Source organism: Arachnia propionica, assembly GCF_900637725.1.
GTDB classification, from domain to species: domain Bacteria; phylum Actinomycetota; class Actinomycetes; order Propionibacteriales; family Propionibacteriaceae; genus Arachnia; species Arachnia propionica.
Map to the genome: position 1 here is coordinate 1,246,921 of NZ_LR134406.1, position 21,406 is coordinate 1,268,326.

The window sequence follows — 21,406 nt, forward strand, 5'->3', positions numbered from 1 at the left end:
CGATGAACGGAGACGTCGGTGCGGTGCTGTCCGCCATTGGTGGGCGATTCGCGTGGCGCTACTGGTGGCCCGTGATTCCGTGGCTGGCCGACATTGCGATGGTCGCCACGTTCCGGCGGGAGAACGTCCAGGAACCGGCCGGTGTGCTTTTCCTGGTCTGCTTGGCGACGGTGCCGCTGCTGTGGCTGTGGGGGGCGCGGTTCGCCGTCGCCCTGGGGCACGCCAGGCGGCGGGTGTTCCCCATGCTCATCGCGTTGAGCGTCGGGCTACCGATGCTCTGGCAGGTCGTCGGCAGCATTTCCCGGCTGATCGTCGGGCTGGGGGACGGAGGCCATTCCGAGGGGCTGTTCCTGTTCTACGGCCTGCCGATCGTGGCACTGCTGATGCTGGGGTGTGCGCTCTGGCTGGGTTACGGTTGGCGTGGGGTGGGGGTCGCCATCCTGGGTTGGGGTGCCGCGGTGGCGCTGTTCTACCTGGTGCTGTGGCCCCTGTTCGTCGGGTTCGAGTTGGTTTCCTCCATCGTCGGGACCTGTTGGGTGATCCTGATGCTGGTCGGATCCGCCTGGGGAGGCTGGGGAGGTTTCCGGATCGCGCGGGCCTGAGCGAGCAGGCGGGCCCCGGTCCACACCCGATAGGATGCGGGCCATGTGTTCTGACGTTCTAGCGGCGGTTGCCTGGCCCTACGCGAACGGCCCCCGCCACATCGGTCATGTGTCCGGTTTCGGCGTCCCCTCGGACGTTTTCGCGCGCTACATGCGCATGGCGGGACACAACGTGCTGATGGTCTCCGGATCGGACGAGCACGGCACCGCCATCCAGGTGAAGGCCGACTCCGAGGGTTTGACGGCCCGCGAATGCGCCGACAAGTACCACCGGGTGATCGCCTCCGACCTGCAGGGGCTGGGGTTGTCCTACGACCTCTACACCCGCACCACCACCCCCAACCACTACCGGGTGGTGCAGGAGGTGTTCAAGGCACTGTACGACAACGGTTATGTCACCGCCCAGACCCAGATGGGAGCCATCTCCCCGTCAACGGGACGCACCCTGCCCGACCGTTTCATCGAGGGCACCTGCCCCATCTGCGACTACACCGGTGCCCGCGGCGACCAGTGCGACAACTGCGGGAACCAACTCGACCCGGCGGACCTGATCAACCCGGTTTCCCGCATCAACGGCGAAACCCCGCGGTTCGTGGAGACCGAACACTTCTTCCTCGACCTGCCGAAGGTCGCGGAGCAGCTGACGACCTGGCTCGACTCCCGCGAGGACTGGCGGCCCAACGTCTTGAAGTTCAGCCACAACCTGCTGGAGAAGATCCGCCCCAGGGCCATCACCCGCGACCTCGACTGGGGGGTTCCCGTTCCCCTCGAGGGATGGGTGGATGCGCCCATGAAACGCATCTACGTGTGGTTCGACGCGGTCATCGGCTACCTGTCGGCCTCGATTGAATGGGCCAGGCGCAGCGGCGACCCGGATGCCTGGCGGAGGTTCTGGAACGAGGAGACCGCTCAGAGCTTCTACTTCATGGGCAAGGACAACATCGTCTTCCACTCCGTCATCTGGCCGGGCATCCTGCTGGGGGCCAACGGGCAGGGAGCCGTCGGCGGCGAGATCAAACCCGCCCTGGGGGAGCTGCAACTCCCCACGGAGGTGGTCTCGTCGGAGTTCATGACCATGCGTGGCTCGAAGGTGTCGAGCTCCAGGGGCGCCTCCATCTTCGTAGGTGACTTCCTGGACGAGTTCGGACCCGATGCGCTCAGGTATTTCATCGCGGTGGCCGGCCCCGAGAACCAGGACACCGATTTCACCTGGGAGGAGTTCGTGCGCCGGGTGAACTTCGAGTTGGCCAACGAATGGGGCAACCTGGTCAACCGTTCCATCTCCATGGCCCACAAGAACAATGGCGCGATCCCCCGGGCCGGGGAACTCACCGAGGCCGACCGTGAACTGCTCGACGCCTCCGTCGCGGCCTTCGAGACCGTGGGGGAGCACATCGCGGCCCGCCGTTTCAAGGCCGGTATCACCGAGGCGATGCGGATCGTTTCCCTGGCGAACAAGTACCTGTCCGATCAGGAACCCTGGAAGCTGAAGGACGACCCAGCCCGCCGCGACACCGTGCTGCACGTTGCGCTGCAGGTGGTCTCCGACTGCAACACCCTGTTGACCCCGTACCTGCCGCACTCCGCCCAGGCCGTCTTCGAGGCACTCGGCAATCAGGGAGTGTGGGCGGCCCAGCCGGAACTCAGGGAGGTCACCGACGGCGAGATCACCTATCCGATCCTGACCGGCGACTACGCGGCCCAGCAGGCGGTGTGGGAACGCCGCCCTGTCGTCGCCGGCACCCCGCTGGCAAAACCCAGCCCGTTGTTCCGCAAACTCGACGAGAAACTGGCGACGGAGGGCCCGAGCTGGGCTCCGATCCGGGCGTAGCGGCGGCGGGGGAACCGCGACGAGAACGCCGGTTTCCGGAGCGTTTCGACGTGGGGTGGGCCCGGAATCCCGGGCCCACCCTTTTCGTCACCACGATCCGCCGCTGAAGCCGCCACCGGAGAACCCGCCGCCGCCCGAGAACCCGGAACCTCCCGAGGTTCCGGAGGAGGTGTAGCTGGACGAGGAGAAGGAACTCGAACTGTAGCTGCTCGCTCTTGCGGCTTCATGGGCCGTGAACATGGCGTCGGAGAAGTTGTAGCAAAAATTGTTGAACCTGGTGTAGAAGGCGCTGTTCGAGGCGTGTAGATCGACCCCTTGGTACCAGGACGTGTCGGCTTCGAACCTGTTCGTCAGTTTGAGCTGGGAGAACAACGCCGTCCACCGCCTCGCCACGCCGAAGATCATGGCGTAGGGAAGGTAGCGGCTGAAGATGTCAACGCCTTCCTCGAAGCGCAACTTGTCCGCCTCGGCGGTGCGCAGATAGAGTTCGAAACCACGCGCCTGGATCAGGGCAGCTGATCCCTTGGCCGTGCGTTTCCCGAACTTTCCGGACATCATGAGCACCGCGATACCGACAGCCGCGACGGGAAGACACACCAGGCCCCAGCCGATGCCGTAACCGAGGACCAGGGAGAGCAGGCATCCCGCGGCGATGATGAAAAACCCGGCGGCTATCCCGGACCAGCGCATGGATTTCGGGTTTTCACGGAACCAACCGAGCTCCGCCACCCGCTGATAGAGAAGCTCCCGGATCTCGGAATCCAGACCATCGTATTTCTCGTCGCCGAGTTCCTTCAGGGTGACCTCATCGCCCGACTGGAAAAGCCTCGACAGCAGCTTCCTCTCGTAGTAGGCGAGTTCCCTCTGGTCCTTCTCGGTTCGGGTGAGCAGGTGATCGCCGTCCTTCTGCGCCGTGATCACCAGGTAGCCGCGAACCGCAAGGTCGATGATAGAGGAGGAGACATCGATGAAGTCGGCGTTCGCGTCCATCAGGGTACCGATCTCGCCCGGGGTGGCGTTCTTCGGGGGATGGAACTGGACCGCGACGTTCAGGTCGTCCGGGAGAAAACCGATGTGCTCCTTCTGATCGGCGTGTGGGCTCAGACCGGGAGTCACCCCGAGGTAGGCCTCGTCCCGCGCGTACCGGTTGCGGATCTTGACGATGGCGAAAGCAGCCCCGGCGGTCGTCACAAGAGTCGCCGCCCCTGTGATCGGCGTCAACGAGAAGGCGTTGCTCAGGGTCCTTCGGTATTCCACGTTCTGCTTCGCCCCGGGGAAGGTGCCTGCCGGGAATCCCGCCACCACCTGCACGGGCGTTCCGGGACTGACCGAGGGAAGGCTGTAGGTGGCTGTTTTCCCGCTGCTGCCGGATGTGCAGGACTGCTTGTAGTTGTTTCCGGTCCAGCAGGCGGCCTTCGACACGTCCTCGGGGCCGGTGACCTTGACCTTGAAGTTGTTGATCCTGCCCCGCCAGTTGCCGATGACGTTCCAGTTGAACTCGTCGAGGTGGCTCTTCGGATGGTTCGGGGCGATCAAACCGGTCACGGTGTAGCTGATCTGGTAGGTGTGCTTTTCGTGAAGGTACCGGTTCGCGTCACCGACCCGGACCTGGATGTTGCCTTCTTTATCCGTGGTGGTGTGGATCTGGTCCGGGGCCGTGGGGGAGCTGACGCGGATGCCGGAGATCTCGTAGCGGTAGAACTGGCCGTCTTCCCCTCCCGGCTGCCGGGTGGGCAGGACGAAAACCGGGCCGCGCCCGAAGGTTTTGGAGAAGTCCATCTCGAGTTCGGCGTTCACGTGCGCCACCCCGTCCAGCGACAGGTTGACGTCCACGTTCCAGTGGTTTATGGGGGCCGATTCGTCGGCCCACGCCTGAGGCGCGGCCAGGAAGGCCGTCAGCAGGACAATGGCCAACACCAGCAGTCCTTGCAATCCGTGTCGTTTCATGCGCAACTGACCCCGTCCGGTCACCAGGAACCTCCGCTGAAACCGCCGCCGGAGAACCCGCCGCCCCCGGAGAAGCCTGAGTCACCGGAGGAACCGCTTGAGGAGGACTGCGCTGATTGAGCCATCTGGGCCGCCTTCTCGGCGAAGGTGGCGTACGACAGGGAACGTGAGAAGTCGTGGGAGAAACTGTTCAGGTTCGTGTAGAACATGCCCGTCGAGTGATACAGGTCCATTCCCTGATACCAAGACGTGTCGACCTGGTAACTGCCTTCGTTCCCGAGTTTGGCGAACAGCTTCGTCCAGCGGTCGACGATGCCGAAGATCATGGCATAGGGAAGGTAGCGGCTGAAGATGTCGACGCCCTCCTCGAATCGCAGTTGCTCCTTCTCCGCGGTACGCAGGTACAGTTCGAAACCTCGCGCCTGGGCGAGCACCGCGGAACCCTGGGCCGTGCGGGCCCCGAACCGGTGGGCCAAGAAGATCAGCCCGATGCCGAACAGCGCGACCGGCAGGAGAATCAGCCCCCAACCCGTCACCGCTCCGACGAGCAGGCTGCCCACCAGCCCCGCGACGGTGAGGGAAATCCCCAGTTTGAGCGCGGATTTGCGTGCTTTTTGCGGGTTGTCGCGGAACCACTTGCGTGAGATCACCCGCTTGTAGAGGTTGTTTCGCGCCCTGCTCTGCGTCCCGGCGTAGCGTTTGTGCCGAAGCTGATCCAGGGTGACCGTCTTGCCGGCCTTGAAGATGTCGACCATGAGCTGTTTCTCGTAGCCCGCGAGGTCCTTGAGTTTCTTTTTGCTGCGGGTCAGCTGGTGATCCCCGTCGGGGAGGGCGGTCATCACTAGATAGCCGCGGACGGCCAGATCGACGATGGTCGCGGAGATGTCCACGGAATCCGCGGTGGCGTCGGTAAGGGTGCCGATCTCTCCCGGAAGGGTGCCCTTGGGCGGCTGGAAGGCGACGGCGACGTTCACCTTGCCGCGGCGTTTGCCCACCTCGGAGGCGGCTCCGGCGGCCGGGGTCAGTCCCGGGGTGAGGCCGAGAAACACCTCGTCGCGGGCTTTCCGGTTCCTCATCGACAACAACCCCGCCACGGCCCCCGCCCCGAGCAGCGTGGTGGTGATCCCCGTGGCCGGGGTAAGCGAGTACGTCTCGGAGAGGAGCTCCGAGAGGGTGGGGTCCTTCGTCACCTTCTGGGTGACCCCGGGAAAGGTGCCGGCAGGGAATCCCGCGACCACCTGGACCGGATCGCCTGCCGGAATCCTATCCACCGTGTATGAGGCGCTGGCGTCGCTGGAATTTGATTCGCAGGGTGTGTGCAGTTTTTTGGTCTGCCAGCAGGCGACCTTTGAGATTGCCGCCGGGCCGGTGACGGTGACCTGGAAATTCTTGATCTCCGACTCCCAGCCGTTAATGACGTTCCAGTTGAATTCGTCCAGTCCGCTCACCGCGTGGTTGGTGGCAATCAAACCGGTGACTTCGTAGCTGATCCGGTAGGTCTGCGGGGTGGAATACGTGGTATTCTTCTCGCCCACTCGAACGCCTATCGTTCCATTATCGCGGGTGATCTGCGTCTCGGAGTTGGCGCCGCTGGGGGAACTCACCTGAATGTTGGAGATTCCGAAATTCAACCATTCACCCTCGTTGCCGGTCCGCTGTTTCTCGGTGAAGGCGAAAACGGGTCCCCGTCCATTGACCTTGGAGAAATCCATTTCCAGTTCGGCCTCGACGTGGGCCACCCCGTCGCTGGTGAGGTTGACGTTCACTTTCCACCAGTTGACCGGAGCCGACTCCTTGGCCCATGCCTGTGGGCTGTTCGTCAGTCCCACGAGAACCACCGTGATGACGAGGAACAACCCCCTGAACAACCTACGCATGGTTCCCAGAGTAGAGGTCTCCGGGTGCAGACGGACCGCGCCCCGGGGTTCGTGGAATCCCTCAGCCCAGACCGAGAACGGACTGCATCTGCCCCCGAAGCGCCATCATCCGGATCTCGGCGGCCAGTCTGGCGGCCGCGCCGGCCCGGGACCTCTCGGGCGTGAGCCGCACCTCCAGGTAGCACTTCAACTTCGGTTCGGTTCCGGACGGGCGCACCACCACGTGCACCTCGTCGCCGGACAGCTCCACCGCGTCGGTCGGGGGAAGACCGGACGTGCCCTCCGTCAGGTCGCGGTAGGAGACGGGCGCGTGCAGGAGGGACGTGGGTGGGTTCTCGCGCAGTCTGGCCATGGCGTCGGCGATCAGGGAGAGATCACTGACGCGGATCGCCAACTGGGACGTGGCGTGGAGCCCCAGCTCGGCGGTCAGCTCGTCCAACCGGTCAGCCAGGGTGAGACCCTCGGCCCGCAACCCGGCGGCCAGTTCGAGAACCATCAGAGCCGCGGTCAGGCCGTCCTTGTCCGGGACCGCTCCGGGATCACAGCAGTAGCCGATGGCTTCCTCGTAGCCGAAGGCGAGATCCGGAACCCTCCCGATCCACTTGAAACCCGTGAGGGTGGTGACGTGATCTCGTCCCCTCGCGGCGGCCAGTGCGGCGAGGGCGCCGGAGGAGACCACCGAACTGGCCAGTACCCCCTTCGCGCCTCGCCGGATCATGTGGTCCGCGAGCAGCAGGCCCAGCTCGTCGCCCGTCAGCATCCGCCACCGGTCGTCGACGACAGCGGCGACCGCGCACCTGTCGGCGTCGGGGTCATTCGCCACCACCAGATCGGCCCCGGTTCTCCCGGCCAGCGCCAGGGCCATGTCGATCGCACCCGGTTCCTCCGGGTTCGGGAAGGCGACAGTGGGGAAGTCCGGATCCGGTTCGGCCTGTTCGGGAACCTCGTGGGCGGGAGGGAACCCCGCCGCTCTGGTCAGTTCCCGGAGGGTGCGGGCCCCCACACCGTGCATCGCGGTGTGCACCCAGGTGATCTCGCGGGCGGCCCCCTCCGGGACGAGACCGGCGCCCCGGGCCACGTAGTCGCGGGTGATCTGGTCACACATCACCTTGTACGAGTCGCTGCGCGGAAGCCGGGCGAGGGAATCGACGGGGTGGGCGGCGATGCGGGCGGCGATCTGTGTGTCCGTCGGCGGGATGATCTGCGACCCGTCACCGAGATAGACCTTGTAGCCGTTGTCGGCGGCCGGGTTGTGGGAGGCCGTCACGACGATCCCCGCGACGCAGCCGTATCGGCGGATACCGAAGGAAACCAGGGGGGTTGGGACGGGTGTTCCCGTGAGCAGCACCTTGAAACCTGCCCCGGCCAGGATCTCCGCGGTGTCGCGGGCGAACTCCTCGGACTTGTGGCGGGCGTCGTGGCCGACCAGCACCTGCCCGCCGGCGTGGCCGTGTTCCTCCAGCCAGTCGGCCAAGCCAATCGCGGCCTGGGCAACCACCAGGCGGTTCATGCGGTTCGGTCCGGCCCCCATCCGGCCCCTGAGCCCGGCCGTGCCGAAGACCAACGGGCCGCTGAAGGCATCCTCAATGATCTCCGAGGCTCCCGGATCCCCGGAATCGGCCGCCCCCAGCAGCTCCTCGAGCTCGGCGCGGGTGTCCGGGTCGGGGTCGGCGGCCAGCCAGGAGCGGGCTGCATCCCGGGCGGTCACAACACACCCACTATTCCCGCCAGCAACGAGGCCAGCCGCGGACCGGCATCGCGCCCGGCCTGCAGCACTTCGGCGTGGTCGAGTCCCGCCTCCGCCAGGCCCGCGGCGGCGTTGGTCACCAAGGAGAGTCCCAGCACCTCCAGCCCGGCCTCTCGGGCGGCGATGGTCTCAAGCGCGGTCGACATCCCGACCAGATCTCCCCCCAGCAGTCCCGCCATTCGCACCTCAGCGGGGGTTTCGTACTGGGGGCCGCGGAACTGCACGTAGACGCCCTCGGGCAGTTCCGGGGCAACGGTGCAGGCCAGGTCGCGCAGCCGACCCGAGTACGCCTCGGTCATGTCTACGAAGGTCGCTCCCCGCAACGGGGTGGCCCCGGTCAGGTTGATGTGGTCGCGGATCAGGACGACGGTGCCCGGCGCCCACGCCGGGTTCAACCCGCCGCAACCGTTGGTGAGAACCAGAGTGGAGGCTCCCCAGGCGGCGACGGTGCGCACCCCGTGGACCACCGGGTCGACCCCCCGGCCCTCGTAGTAGTGGGTGCGGCCCGTCAGGACCGCGGCAGTCCTGCCGCCCGCGGTTCGGACCAGTTTGAGGACACCACCGTGCCCCTTCACGACGGGTTTGCGGAAACCCGGCACCGCGCCGAGCGTGATCTCGCCGAGTCCTTCACCCAACTGATCGGCCCCGGCGGACCAGCCGGAACCCAGCACCAGCGCCAGGTCGATGCGGTCCACGTCGAAACGGGAGTAGAGGAACTCGACTGCTTCGCGCGCCATTTTCTTGGGGTCATCGCTCATGCCCCAAGCGTAGTGGCGGGCGAGCCGAAAGACGCGACTCCCGGCCGTGTCAGCCGGGCCCGCTGACTGGTCGCAGGCCCGGCCGCGCCCGGGGATGCCCCGAGGACGGGGAGTACGGTACGGTGCCGGCGATCAGCGCCTGAGCCAGGCCCTCGCTCGGGCGATGCGTTCGGCAACCTGTTCGGTCGTCGCCTGGGCCAACGGCGGGCCGCCGCACTCGCGGCGCAGGTCGGCGTGGACATGGCTGTGGGGGCGCTGTTCCAGGCGGGCCAGCTGGGCCACCAGGGAGTTGAGTTCCTTGCGCTGGTTCGCGAGTGCCCGGTGCAGCGGCACCTCCGGTTGTGACTTCGGGTCCCTGCGTTCGCGTCGCCTGAGCTGGCGACGTTGCCGCTCGGCCAGGAGGGTGCTCACCTGGTCGGGTTCCAGGAGACCGGGCAGCCCCAGGTAGTCGAGTTCGTCCTGCGAGGTGGGTTCGGCGTGCATCCCGAAGGCCTGGGAGTCGAACAGCACGTGGTCGAAGGTGGCCTGGGATTCGAGGGCCTCGAACTCGCCCAAGAGGTCATCGGAGGCCGTTTCTTCGCGGTTGGCCGCATCGATGAGGGCCTCCGTCTCCGCCCAGATGTCGGTTTCCCCGGAGCGGGGGCGTCCCAGCACGTGGTCGCGTTGCTTTTCCAGCGTCGCGGCGTGGGCCAGCAGGATCGGCACGGTGGGCAGGAACACCGTCGCCACCTCGCCGCGCCGCCTTGAACGCACGAACCTGCCCACCGCCTGGGCGAAGAACAACGGAGTCGAGGTGGACGTCGCATAGACCCCGACCGCCAACCGTGGCACGTCCACCCCCTCCGAGACCATCCGGACCGCCACCATCCAGCGATCCTGGCCCGCGGCGAACTCCTCGATCCTCCCGCCGGCCCTGGCATCGTCGGAGAGGATCACGGTGGGGCGTTTCCCCGTGATCCCGGTCAGGATCTTCGCGTAGGCGCGCGCCACGGTCTGATTGGTGGCTATCACCAGGCCGCCCGCGTCGGGGATGGCGCGACGCACCTGCGTCAGGCGCTGGTCAGCGGCCCGCAGCACGGCGGGGATCCACTCGCCCGTCGGCGACAGGGCGGTGCGCCAGGCGTGGGCGGTCAGGTCCTTGGTGAGCATCGTTCCCAGTTCGGCGTCGAGCACCTCCCCGGAGCGCATCCGCCAACGCATCTGCCCGCCGTAGTTCATGAAGATCACGGGCCGCACCACGTGGTCCGCCAGAGCCTCCCGGTAGCCGTAGGTGTAGTCGGCCCGCGAGATCCTGACCCCCGACTCGGATTCCTCATAGGTCACGAATGGGATCGGGCTGTCATCGGAGCGGAACGGGGTGCCGGTTAGTGCCAGGCGGCGGGTGGCCTCGGAGAAACCCTGCAGGATGCCGTCTCCCCAGCTCTTGGTGTCGCCCGCGTGATGGATCTCGTCGAAGATCACCAGCGTGGAAACCTGGTTGCACAGTGCCTCGTAGGCGTAGGCACGCAGGGAAACCCCCGCGTAGGTCACCACCGATCCGTCGAACTGCCTGGAGCGTCCCCGCCTCACCCCTCCGGTGCCCGGATCCAGGTGAATACCGACCCGGGCCGCGGCATCGGCCCACTGCGTCTTGAGGTGCTCGGTGGGGGTCACCACCACGACGCGTTTCACGGTCCGGGTGTGCAACAGCTGATGGGCGACACGCAACGCGAAGGTCGTCTTGCCCGCCCCGGGGGTGGCCACGCACAGGAAGTCGCGGGGCTGGGTGGTCGCGTACAGCTCGAGGGCGGCCACCTGCCAGGCCCGGAGACTCTGCGCGGTGCCCCAGGCGGCGCGCTGTGGGAACGCGGGGGAGAGGTGTTCGAACGCGGAGGAAGTCATACGGCCCCGAAGCGTACCCCAGCGCCGCGGCATCCTCCGGCGCCACGGCGCCGGAGCCTCCTACTCGATGAGCTCACTCATCAGCACATCCAGCGGAGCGGCCCGTCGGCGTTCCGCCGCGACGGCCTGCCACTGCCGGACCCGGTCGGTGATCACGGCATCCACCGGCCAGTTGACGAATTTCTGCATTGATTCCTCAGTGTTGACGGTCCAGACTGCAGCGCGTTTACCGGCCTCGTGGATCTGCGTGATCGTGTCACTGGTGGCGGCGTCCTCCTCAAGGATCAAGTAGTCGCCGACCAGGTGCGCGGTGTCCCCGAAAGATAGGAAATAGATGAAACCGCTCGTCACCTCGGGGTGGCGTTCCTCAATTCCGGTGATCAACTCGTACTTGAGCGATATCACCACCACGCGGTCCAGCATGTCGTGGCGTTTCACGGCCGCCACGGCATCGTCGACCATCTGCTGGTCGGCGCTGCGGCCCTTGAGCTCGAGGAAGATCCCGATGCGCCCGCGGGTTCTCTCCAGAAGTTCCTCCAGAGTGGGCACCCTGACGTTGCTGAACCTACCATTCGATTTCTCGCCGAGATCCAGCTCCCGGATCTCGGCCAACGTCATTTCGTGAACTGCGCGGCGTTCATGGGTGAACCGCGAGAAATTCTCGTCATGGAAGACCACGTACTGGCCGTCCCGGGTGCGCTGGATGTCCATCTCGACGTAACCGGCCCCGGCGGTGATCGACTGCTCGACCGCCTCCATGCTGTTCTCCACCGCGGTGTCCTCCGGTCCGCCACGGTGCCCCACCACGGCGATGTCGGGTGCGGCCGTCAATTCGTCGGCGGTGATGGTGAAGAGACCAGCGATGCCGACCACGAACGCCGCGACGAGAAAACTGAGTGCGACCCGGTGCCCCAGGGCGCGGTCGAGGAGACTCGGGCGTTTCTTGGAGGGCATGGTGGGCACGACATCGGCCAGCGGCCTGAGCGGATCGGAATCGGGCAATTTCCGCAGGAAGGCGTAGTAGCGGTTGGTGAGCAGGTACAACTCCAGCGGCACCACGAAACTGGCCATCAGGCCGACCACCAGGGCCAGCAATATCACGAAAACGGAACCGACGAAGGTCGCGAGGGCGGTGGCACCCTCCGGGACAGCCATCATGCTCAGGAGATGGAGGCCGGCGACCGCTCCGATGATGAGCGCGGCGAAGATGGCGAAGAACAGGATCGCGAGAAACATGAAGGCTGCGAAACGCAGCACGTTCGGTTTCATCAGGCGAATGCTCGCTCTGATTGCGGCGAGGGTCTTGAGATCACCGAGCAGCATGAAGTGGAAGACAAAGACGATCATCAGGGCCGCGACGTACATCAGGGCCACGAGGCACCAGTAGGCGACGGCGTACAGGGGATTGGCGAAAATGGCGGCGGTGATGAAATTCGGAATGCGAAACTTGGTGAAGAAACTCGGGTTCAGTGCCGAACCCGTCAACGGCAGCACCACCAGCGCGAACGGCAGGAGAAGGACCAGGCCCGGTCCGGCGATCTTGAACAGGGAACGGAGGATACTGCCGATGACGGTGAGGTAGGAGGGTTTTGTGTCGCTCCCGATCGCGATGGCGCTCAGCTTCACGAACCCGCCGACCTCCAGCAGGGTCGTCAACAACACCATCGTCAGGGCGAGCAGGATGAACAGCGCCCCCGGGGTGGAGAGCAGGAACCGGCTCGCGTTGGCGTTGTTCAGGGACACCAGGCCCCGCATCGCGAACAGGTACTTTGCGGCCCACCAGAACAGGGGAAAGAGGACCGTGGCCTGGAGGATGCTCGTGACGATCAGATACCGGAACATGAGGCCGGCGGATCGCAGGAATCCACCGATCCCCTCTCGAAGTTCCCTGAACACGTGCACCGCCTACCTCATCGGACGAGTGCCTCATTTTTCCGCATGGCCGGGCCTCCCGCCACCGGGCAGGCCCATGCGTCCCCGGGTTCATGGGGCTGCCGGCCCCGGAAAACCGGTGCCGAACGGGTCAGTCGTCGAGGAGCCCCATCAGGAGGGAGAACCCACCGAACAGCAACGCACCCTTCGCCAGTCCCTGGACCACCGGATCCAGCCCGTAGGGTTCGTAGTAACCACGCGCGTAGGCGGCGTGCCCCTGATCCTGCCAGTAGGGAACCGCTTGGTAGCCCTGCTGGACCATACGGATGTGCGGGTCCGCCCCGGATGTTACGCGGGCCGCGTCGAGCGCGCAGGCCGGGACCTCGCGTGGCGCGCCGCCGGGGGGAGCCCAGGTGACGTTCCTGGTGGAGGGTCCGTGAGCCGGGTCGAAGAAGCACGGCGGGCGGCGTTCCGGCACCGGTTGGCCCTGGGCGCGGGACTTCACACAGGCCATCGCGTAGCGCCCTTCCTCGAGGATGTGGGCGATGGCGGTGGCGTCGGATTCGTAGCGCGCCTGGTTCATGGCCTGCTTGGCGTTCTCGTAGGCGTCGAGGGCCTCCGAGTAGTTCGCCCGGGCCTCCTCGCTCAATTCGAGGCCGACCACGTCCAGGTCGAGATCGCGCAACTCGTCGCCGAAACGCGTGATGTCGGCATCCAGGGAAGCACGTGCCGCGTCCCCGAGGGGGGTTTCGCCGTATCGCACCGGTCCCGCGCCGAGTTGCTGCGGCTGCTGACCCCTGTTCAACGCGCGCGAACCCCTGAGAGCCAGGAAGATCATCCCGGCCACAATCATCATGATCATCAAGCCACCAAGGCTCACGGCAAATCACTCCTAGAAAGCGCCCTGTACCCTCAGGTTACGTCACACCACCAAAACGGGGGCCGGGCGGTTCCCGCGGGTTTCCCATGGTGGGATGAAGGGAGCGGGTGGCATCGTGGAAACCTCGATACAGGTCAGGAACTGGGAAGAACTGACCCGGGATGAGTTCTTCGAGATCGTGTCCTTGAGATCCGAGGTGTTCTTCGTGGAGCAACGCATCGACATTCCCGACCTCGACGACCTCGACAGGCATCCCGAGACCCTCCACTGGTGGATCCCCGACGAAACCGGTTGTGCGGGATATCTGCGCACGGTGCTGCTCGGCGAACCTGAACTGGAGGCGACCCGGTCCTTCGGAAGGGTGGCCGTCAGGGCCGACAGGCGCGGCGACGGCCTGGCGCGCGCACTGGTTGCGGCCGTGCTGGGACGCTTCGGCGGACAGCCGATCGTGATCCACTCGCAGAGCCACGTGGTTCCGCTCTACCGTGAATTCGGATTCGAGCCGGTGGGTCCGGAGTACCCGGAGGCGGGCATCCCGCACACGAGGATGCGAAGGCCGGGGGAGATCCGGGTCAGCGCCGTGGTCCTCACGGACACGACGGGCCGGGTGCTGATGGTCCGCAAACGCGGCACCGACGCCTTCCTCAACCCGGGTGGGAAACCCGAACCGGGGGAAACCCCGGAGCAGTGCGCTGTCCGCGAGTTGCGTGAGGAGCTGGGGCTGGAGCTCGACCCGGAGGGGCTGCTGCCTCTGGGAAGGCATCGTGCCGCGGCCGCCAACGAGACCGGCACCGTCGTTCTCGCCGACGTCTTCCGCGCACCCGAGTCCCTCGACCGGCTCCCGGCTCCGCGGTCCGAGATCGAGGAGGCCCGTTTCGTGGACCCGGCCTCCCCGGAACCCGGATGGGCACCCCTGTTCACCGAGCGGATCCTGCCCCTGCTCAACCATCCAGTCGGCTGAAGTCCAGGGTGCGCAGCACGAGCTCCCCGGCCTCGTCGCAGGCGTCGAGATCGACGGTGGCGAAGATGGACCAGTCGCGGTTGCCCGCGGGGTCGTCGATGATCTGACGCACCTCCCAGAGCCTGCCGCCCCGTCTCGGTTCGACGACGAAGAACGCGGGGCCGCGCGCATCCGCGCCGACGCCGATGTCCTCGTGCTCGTCCCAGTAGTCGCCCAAGGCATCGTCCCAACGCTGCCGGGTCATGGGATCTCCGCTGGTCAGGGCGGTCAAACCGTCCACGTCGTCGTCGGCACACAGCTCCACACGCCGCCACATGGCGTTTCGCACCATCACCCTGAAGGCGCGTTCGTTGCCCGTGACGGGCCGTGCCGGGGGAGCCACCTCGGCCCGCTGCTCCACGGGAACCCCGGCCAGGGCGGCGAGCTCGTTCCACTCGTCCAGCAGCGACGAGTCCACCAACCTGGTTATCTCACCGAGCCAGGCGATCAGGTCCTCCAGCTCGCCGGTGCGCAGCCCCTCGGGAATGCTCTGCCGCAACGCCCGGTAGGCGTCGGTGAGGTAGCGCAGCAACAACCCCTCGGTGCGCTGCAGCTTGTAGTGGGCCACGTACTCGCCGAAGGTCATTCCCTGGGCGTACATGTCCCGCACCACCGACTTCGGGCTGACCGGGGTCTCCGACAGCCAGGGATGCGCCACCGAGTACTCGATGTGGGCCTGCTCCAGCAGTTCGGCCAGGGGCTGGGGCCAGGTGATCTCCTCCAGGGCCTCCATGCGTTCCTCGTAGTCCCAGCCGTCGGCCTTCATCTCCGCGACCGCCTGGCCGCGCGCCCTGAACTGTTGGGCAAGCAACACCACCCGGGGATCCTCCAGGGTCGCCTCGATCACGGAGACCACGTCGAGGGCGTAGTCGGGGGAGCCGGGGTCGAGGGTCTCGACCACCGCCAGGGCGAAGGCCGACAGGGGCTGGTTCAGCGCGAAGTCACGCTGCAGGTCGACGTTCAACCGGTAGCGGCGACCGCCGGGGGTGGGTTCGGGCAGTCGGGTGATCACCTCGGCCCGCAGCAACGACCGGCCGAGCCCGGCGGCGCGGCGCAGCATGGCGCGGCGTGCCTTCGGCTCCGGGTTGGTGGAGTCGATCAGGCGGGCGACCGCGACGCCGGTCTCCTCGTCCCGCTGCAACAGGTTCAGCAGCAGGGCGTGGCTGATCCTCATCCGGGCGTGCAGCTGCTCCGGGGACGAATCGATCAGTTTGGTGAAGGTGGCCTGCGTGTAGTTGACGAAACCCTCCGGTGGTTTCTTGCGCCGCACCGACCGCAGTTTCTTCTCGTCTCCCTGGTGTTTGGCCAGGATCCGGGCGTTCTCCACCTCGTGCTCGGGGGCCTGGGCCACCACGTTACCGATGGAATCGAAACCGGCGCGGCCCGCGCGGCCCGCGATCTGGTGGAACTCGCGGCTGCGCAGCACCCGCTGGCGCCGGCCATCGAACTTCGTCAGGGAACTGAACAGCACGGTGCGGATGGGAACGTTGATGCCGACCCCCAGGGTGTCGGTGCCACAGATCACCGCCAGCAACCCGCGCTGGGCCAGCTGCTCCACCAGACGCCGGTAACGCGGCAGCATCCCGGCGTGGTGAACCCCGATCCCGCCGCGCAGCAGCTTGGACAGCGTCGCCCCGAAACCACCGGCGAACGGAAACCCCGAGATGGCCTGCTTCAACTCCTCCGGAACAGCGGCACCGGCCTTGCGCACCACTCCCTGGCTGAGCAGGGCCGTCGCCTGCTCGACGGCCGCCCCCTGGGTGGGGTGGACGATGTAGACGGGCGCCTGGTGGGTTTCGACGATCTCCGCGATGGTCTCGTGAAGCGGCGCCAGCGACCAGCGATAGGTGAGCGGGACGGGACGGGTCGCCCCGCCGATCACGGCCGTTTCGCGTCCGGTGCGCCGGGTCAGGTCATCGGCAAGTGCCGTCACGTCCCCGAGGGTTGCCGACATGATCACGAACTGCGCCTGGGGGAGTTCCACCAGCGGAACCTGCCACGCCCAGCCGCGTTCCGGTTCGGCGAGGAAGTGGAACTCGTCCATCACCACCTGCCCGGCATCGGCGCCGCGCCCCTCCCGCAACGCCAGGTTGGCCAGGATCTCGGCGGTGCAGCAGACGATGGGGGCGTCGGCGTTGACCGAGGCATCCCCCGTGACCATTCCGACCCGCTCGGCCCCGAACGCTTCGCACAGGGCGAAGAACTTCTCGTTCACGAGGGCCTTGATGGGGGCGGTGTACCAGGTGCGGCGACCCTCCGCCAGGGCCGCGAAGTGGGCGCCGAGCGCGATCAATGACTTCCCGGAGCCCGTGGGGGTGGTGACGATGACGTTGTCTCCCGCGAGAACCGCCAGCAGCGACTCCTCCTGGTGCGGGTACAGCGAAATGCCCGAGGACTCCACCCACTCGGTGAAGACATCGAGGAGGGCATCGGGGGAGGGATCCCGGGGCAGGAGATCGCTGAGGTTCGTCATGACGTCTCCGATTCTCCCACGAAGCCGAAGAAGGGGAGTCGTGCGTTACTTCCCGAAGCCGGAACCGCGATTCGCGCTCCCGGGAACCGGCATCCCCGGGCTGTGGGTTCCCTGTGAACCCGGCGCAGGGGGGTTTACGGTACCGGATCCCTGCATAGCCTCGAGGACATGGAAACAGTGCGTGGCCTGAATGCAATGTCACAGGGTGCTCCCGCGGCGCTCGGGATCGGTGCCTTCACCGAGAAAACCCTTGTCCACTCCGGGCAGTGCACCAAGGTCGATTCCGAGGAGCGCCCGGCCGCGGTGGGGTTGCTGGGTTGCGGTGTGACGGCGGGACTCGGGGCCGCCATCAACATCGGGGAGATGAGGCGCGGCGAGAACGTCGTGCTGGTCGGGGTGCCCACCCCGGACGAGAAGGTGCCCCGGATCCCGCTGCCCGACGCCTTCGTCAGTGAGAAGATCGCCCTGGACGAGGTGGAGCGGGCCTCCGACCGGATGGAGCAGGGCGAGGTCCTGCGATCGGTGGTGGTCCTGTGAACGCCGGACGAACCAAGGCCTCGGTTGTCCCGGACCCCGAGGGGACGAGGCGAACATCCCACGGGAACGGGGCCCTCCTGCTCCTCCTTCCGCCGAAGGAGCGTTGATCCCGGTCAATTCCCGGGAGGTTTCGTGTCGGTGGGGCCCGTTACTCTCTGGACCCATGGGTGAACCGTGGACAGTGGATCGGGTCGAAGCAGCCGCCCCCGATGCCTCGTCGATCAAGGCGGGCCGCAAACTCGCCACCCCGGGCCCGTGGTCCGAGATCGGATTCCAGGGGGATCTGTTGTGGGGCGCCTGCCAGGGGTCGGGAAGGACACCGTACCGGGTGAGCGTCGACGTGGCCTCACCCGCTTACAAGTGCTCCTGCCCCAGCCGCAAGTTTCCCTGCAAGCACGCCCTCGCCCTGCTGTTCCTGTGGGCCCAGGGCCGGGTTTCCGAATCCGGTGAGGTGGCCGAGTTCGCTTCCCAGTGGGCGGATGCGCGCGAGGCCCGCGCTGCCAGGAAAACCGAGCCGAGACAACGAACCGAGGAACAACGGGCGGCCGCAGCCAAAAGGGCCGCGCAACGCGAGGGGAGGATCACCGACGGCCTGGCCGAGCTCGATCGTTTCCTGGCCGACCAGCTCCGGGAGGGCCTGGCCACCCACGCCGGGGAACGGTCGCGGCGCCTGGAACACATGGCGGCGCGCATGGTCGATGCGCAGGCCCCGGGCGTCGCATCCCGGCTCCGGGAACTCGCCGCCCAGCCGTCGTCGGGCGACTGGCCCACCCGCGTCGTTGACGAGTACGGTTCCCTGCACCTCCTGGCCCGGGCATGGGCCGGACGTGAGAAACTACCCGGTGATCTCGTGGCAACCGTGCGATCCCGCATCGGGTTGAGCACCCGCACCGAGGACGTGCTCGCGACCCCCGGCATCAAGGACCGCTGGGTGGTGCTGGGCATGCGCGATGCCGATGAGGAACAGGTCAGCGTGCGGCGCGTCTGGCTGTGGGGCCGCGACACCGGCACCCGTGCTCTCGTGCTTTTCTTCGCCCGGGCCGGTGACGGCTTCGACACCGGCCTCTATCCGGGTTCCGAGATCGACGCCGACCTCCACTTCCACCCCGGGCGGCCCCGGCTGAGGGCGGTAGTCGGGGCCCGGCGCGCCGAGTCCCGGCGGGTGGACGGCTGGGACATCGTGGGCGATGATGTCGCAACCGCCGTCGCCGGGTTCCGTGAAGCGGTGGCCGCCGATCCATGGTGCGAGGCCTGGCCGGTGGCCATCCACGGGTCGCTGGCCTGGGACGACGGGGCGTGGCTGGTCGCGGGGCGGGCAGTGCCCCTGACCGGCAACACCACCGACCACTGGCGCCTGCTCGCCGAGCTGGGCGCCACCCCTGCCACCGTGTTCGGTGAACTCGGTGCCGACGGCCTACGACCCATCGCCTATCTGCAGGAAGCGACGGTGTACCCACTGTGAAACCCGCCCAGCTCATCGCCGTTTCCCTGGTGGGTGGCCCCGAACCGGATCTTCTCGACCACGCAGCCCGGCAGGCCTGCGTGCACCGCGCCCATGTTCCCACCCGAGAGCTGGCGGTGTGCTCGCCCGCGCCGGCGCAGGAACCCAACCAGCCCCCGAGCGCGTTCGTCACCACGATGAACGCGGTTCGCGCCCGTCCCCCGGCCATGCGCGACCCGATCCTGCTCGAGGCGTTGGAGCTTCTCGCCGAAGCGGGACTGGTGCTGCCCACCCGGCTCATCGTCCCGCTGCTCGAGATAGCCGAGGGCAACCGGCACATCGCGGCCCGGCTTCCCGCGGTGCTGGGTTCTAGGGGCCGCTGGCTGGTGGGGCTCGGCGACGCCTGGCTGAGGGGCCGGGCCGTGGCCGGACCGGAACCGTCGGACTGGGACGAGGGAAACCTCCCCGAGCGCCTCGCGTGGCTGCGACACCTGCGCGCCGCCGATTCCGCTGCAGGACGGGAACTGGTCGAACAGACCCGGAAGGAGAAGGCGGCGGACCGGGCCCAGATCATCGCGGCCCTGGAAGTGGGTCTGGGACCGGAAGACGAGGAACTGCTGGAGCGGTTCCTGAAGGACCGCTCCAAGACGGTTGCGGGGGTCGCGGCGGGGCTGCTGGCCCAGCTCGAGGGTTCGGCCTACCTGGCCCGCGCGGTCGGGCTGGCCCGCGCCAGCTTCACCCGGGTGGAGAAACCCCGGAAGGGGCTGCTCGGGAAACTGCGTACCCCGAAACGTTCCATCGTCGCCGTCGCACCGCCCGAGAAGGAACTGGCAGCCGACCTCCACGCCGTTGTCGCATCGATCAGCGGCGTCAAGGGCCCCGCCGGGCGGGTGCAGCACCTCGTCGCGGTGGTACCGCCGAAATGCTGGGCGGAGCTGGGGCTCAGCGTCCGCGAACTCGCCCCCGGTGTGCTGCTGGACGACGAGCCGGTTCCGCTCTTCCCGGCCCTGACCAGCGCCGTGCTCCGCTGGGGTGATGCCGATGCCGCCCGTGAGCTGCTCGATGAGCATCCCGAACCGGCCCTCGCGCTGCTCCTGCCCCCCGCGACCCGCGACGCCTTCCTGGCAGATGCGATCCACAACACCGCACCCAAGCAATTCCCTGATCTGTGTCACCGGTTGCAGCAACAGGACGAGCTGCGTCTCGGCCCCGGGGCGGCCGGTGCCGTTCTGGACGGCATCCGGGCCTGCGTGAAAGCCAAGTCCGGTGTCCACCAGGCCGCAACCCAACTCCTGGCGTTCTCGACCGATCCCCGGGACATTCCCGCACTGCTGCCCCGCATCACAGCACTCAACGGGGACCCCGACATTCCCCAGCCCGGTCGGCGCGCCGTACGCGACGCCGTCGCCGCCCTGACCCTGCGCCAGAGCATCCACGAATCCATCGCCCACACCAAGGAGCCCAGATGACCGAGACCGTGCTTCGCCCACACGCCGAACAGGCCTTCGCCCACGAACTCGACGCCCTGGCGAAGATCGACGACAAACCGCGCCCGGCTAACTGGCGGCTCTCGCCCTGGGCGGTGGTTCAGTACCTGATGGGCGCAACCCTGCCCGACGGCACACAGATCACCCCGAAATACGTGGGCAACCAGCGGCTGATCGAGGTCGCAGTGGCCACGCTCGCCACCGACCGGGCGCTGCTGCTGCTGGGCGTGCCGGGCACCGCCAAGTCGTGGGTCTCCGAGCACCTGGCGGCGGCGGTCTCGGGCGACTCGACGCTGCTGGTGCAGGGCACCGCGGGCACCGCCGAGGAGGCCGTGCGCTACGGCTGGAACTACGCCCGCCTGCTCGCGGAGGGACCCTCGGAGGCGGCGCTGGTGCCCTCGCCGATCATGACCGCGATGGGGCGTGGCGCCATCGCCCGGGTCGAGGAACTCACCCGGATGCCATCTGATGTCCAGGACGGCATGATCACCACCCTCAGCGAGAAGACGTTGCCCGTGCCGGAGCTGGGCATGGAGGTGCAGGCCCGCGCCGGGTTCAACCTGATCGCCACCGCCAACGACCGGGACCGCGGCGTCAACGACCTCTCCAGCGCGCTGCGGCGCCGTTTCAACACCGTCGTGCTGCCGCTGCCCTCGAGCGCCGAGGAGGAACTCAGGATCGTCACCAAGCGTGTCGCCGAACTGGGACGTTCCCTGGAGCTGCCCGAGGCCACCGACGCGATCGCCGAGATCCGGCGCGTCGTGACGGTCTTCCGGGAACTGCGGCAGGGACACACCGAGGACAACAAAACCTCCCTGAAAACCCCGTCCGCCACCCTCAGCGCCGCCGAGGCGATCTCGGTGGTGACCAACGGGCTGGCGCTGGCCGCGCACTTCGGCGACGGTGTGCTGCGCGCCGAGGATGTCGCGGCGGGCATCGTCGGAGCGGTTGTGAAGGATCCGGTGGCCGACCAGGTGATCTGGCAGGAGTATCTCCAGACGGTGGTGCGGGAACGCGCCGGCTGGAAGGATTTCTACCGGGCCTGCCGCCAGGTGGCGCGGTGATCGAGGACC

15 protein-coding genes are annotated in these 21,406 nt (G+C 67.2%); 7 read left to right on the top strand and 8 right to left on the bottom strand.

Features of this window, described 5'->3' with window-relative positions:
- Nucleotides 1–2: 2 nt before the first annotated feature.
- Nucleotides 3–602, top strand: coding sequence for a hypothetical protein (locus tag EL272_RS05345; RefSeq protein WP_014846198.1), 600 nt, complete (start codon nt 3–5; stop codon nt 600–602).
- A gap of 43 nt (nt 603–645) precedes the next feature.
- Nucleotides 646–2,433 (top strand): methionine--tRNA ligase, encoded by a 1,788-nt coding sequence (gene metG / locus EL272_RS05350; RefSeq protein ID WP_061787128.1) that lies wholly within the window; start codon nt 646–648, stop codon nt 2,431–2,433.
- Nucleotides 2,434–2,520: 87 nt separating this feature from the next.
- Here the strand turns inward: metG and EL272_RS05355 are convergent, their stop codons facing one another.
- The 7 genes from EL272_RS05355 to EL272_RS05385 all read right to left on the bottom strand — a co-directional run bounded on the left by EL272_RS05355 (nt 2,521) and on the right by EL272_RS05385 (nt 13,377).
- A complete protein-coding gene (locus tag EL272_RS05355; RefSeq protein ID WP_244926118.1) occupies nt 2,521–4,350 on the bottom strand; it encodes a DUF2207 domain-containing protein in 1,830 nt (609 codons plus the stop codon).
- A 50-nt stretch (nt 4,351–4,400) separates the two neighbouring features.
- Entirely contained in the window at nt 4,401–6,257 is a 1,857-nt protein-coding gene (locus tag EL272_RS05360; RefSeq protein ID WP_244926119.1) for a DUF2207 domain-containing protein, read from the bottom strand.
- 61 nt (nt 6,258–6,318) lie between these two features.
- A complete protein-coding gene (locus tag EL272_RS05365) occupies nt 6,319–7,965 on the bottom strand; it encodes a phospho-sugar mutase (protein WP_061787125.1) in 1,647 nt (548 codons plus the stop codon).
- Nucleotides 7,962–8,762: a purine-nucleoside phosphorylase gene (locus EL272_RS05370; RefSeq protein ID WP_061787124.1), complete on the bottom strand. Its 801-nt coding sequence runs from the start codon at nt 8,760–8,762 to the stop codon at nt 7,962–7,964. Before EL272_RS05370 ends, EL272_RS05365 begins: the two co-directional genes overlap by 4 nt.
- Before the next feature lie 132 nt (nt 8,763–8,894).
- Nucleotides 8,895–10,643 (bottom strand): DEAD/DEAH box helicase, encoded by a 1,749-nt coding sequence (locus EL272_RS05375; RefSeq protein ID WP_061787123.1) that lies wholly within the window; start codon nt 10,641–10,643, stop codon nt 8,895–8,897.
- A 60-nt stretch (nt 10,644–10,703) separates the two neighbouring features.
- Complete coding sequence (locus EL272_RS05380) at nt 10,704–12,539, bottom strand: glycerophosphodiester phosphodiesterase family protein (protein ID WP_123823775.1); 1,836 nt, start codon at nt 12,537–12,539, stop codon at nt 10,704–10,706.
- Nucleotides 12,540–12,666: 127 nt separating this feature from the next.
- Nucleotides 12,667–13,377: a hypothetical protein gene (locus tag EL272_RS05385; protein WP_051014956.1), complete on the bottom strand. Its 711-nt coding sequence runs from the start codon at nt 13,375–13,377 to the stop codon at nt 12,667–12,669.
- Between the two features lie 112 nt (nt 13,378–13,489).
- On the opposite strand from EL272_RS05385, the gene EL272_RS05390 reads away from it, so the two are divergent.
- Nucleotides 13,490–14,356, top strand: coding sequence for a GNAT family N-acetyltransferase (locus EL272_RS05390; RefSeq protein ID WP_082793777.1), 867 nt, complete (start codon nt 13,490–13,492; stop codon nt 14,354–14,356).
- On the opposite strand, the gene EL272_RS05395 is transcribed toward EL272_RS05390, so the two are convergent.
- Nucleotides 14,337–16,868 (bottom strand): DEAD/DEAH box helicase, encoded by a 2,532-nt coding sequence (locus EL272_RS05395; RefSeq protein WP_061787122.1) that lies wholly within the window; start codon nt 16,866–16,868, stop codon nt 14,337–14,339. The two genes, EL272_RS05390 and EL272_RS05395, sit on opposite strands and share 20 nt — an antisense overlap.
- A gap of 168 nt (nt 16,869–17,036) precedes the next feature.
- On the opposite strand from EL272_RS05395, the gene EL272_RS05400 reads away from it, so the two are divergent.
- The 4 genes from EL272_RS05400 (at nt 17,037) to EL272_RS05415 (ending at nt 21,397) form a co-directional block, all read left to right on the top strand.
- Nucleotides 17,037–17,405, top strand: coding sequence for an MDR/zinc-dependent alcohol dehydrogenase-like family protein (locus EL272_RS05400; protein WP_082793776.1), 369 nt, complete (start codon nt 17,037–17,039; stop codon nt 17,403–17,405).
- A gap of 163 nt (nt 17,406–17,568) precedes the next feature.
- Nucleotides 17,569–18,867, top strand: coding sequence for an SWIM zinc finger family protein (locus EL272_RS05405; protein WP_061787120.1), 1,299 nt, complete (start codon nt 17,569–17,571; stop codon nt 18,865–18,867).
- The gene (locus EL272_RS05410; protein WP_061787119.1) at nt 18,864–20,315 is read left to right on the top strand and encodes a DUF5691 domain-containing protein; all 1,452 of its coding nucleotides are present in this window, start codon (nt 18,864–18,866) and stop codon (nt 20,313–20,315) included. The genes EL272_RS05405 and EL272_RS05410 overlap by 4 nt, the downstream gene beginning before the upstream one ends.
- A complete protein-coding gene (locus tag EL272_RS05415) occupies nt 20,312–21,397 on the top strand; it encodes an AAA family ATPase (RefSeq protein ID WP_014846212.1) in 1,086 nt (361 codons plus the stop codon). Before EL272_RS05410 ends, EL272_RS05415 begins: the two co-directional genes overlap by 4 nt.
- Nucleotides 21,398–21,406: the final 9 nt, after the last annotated feature.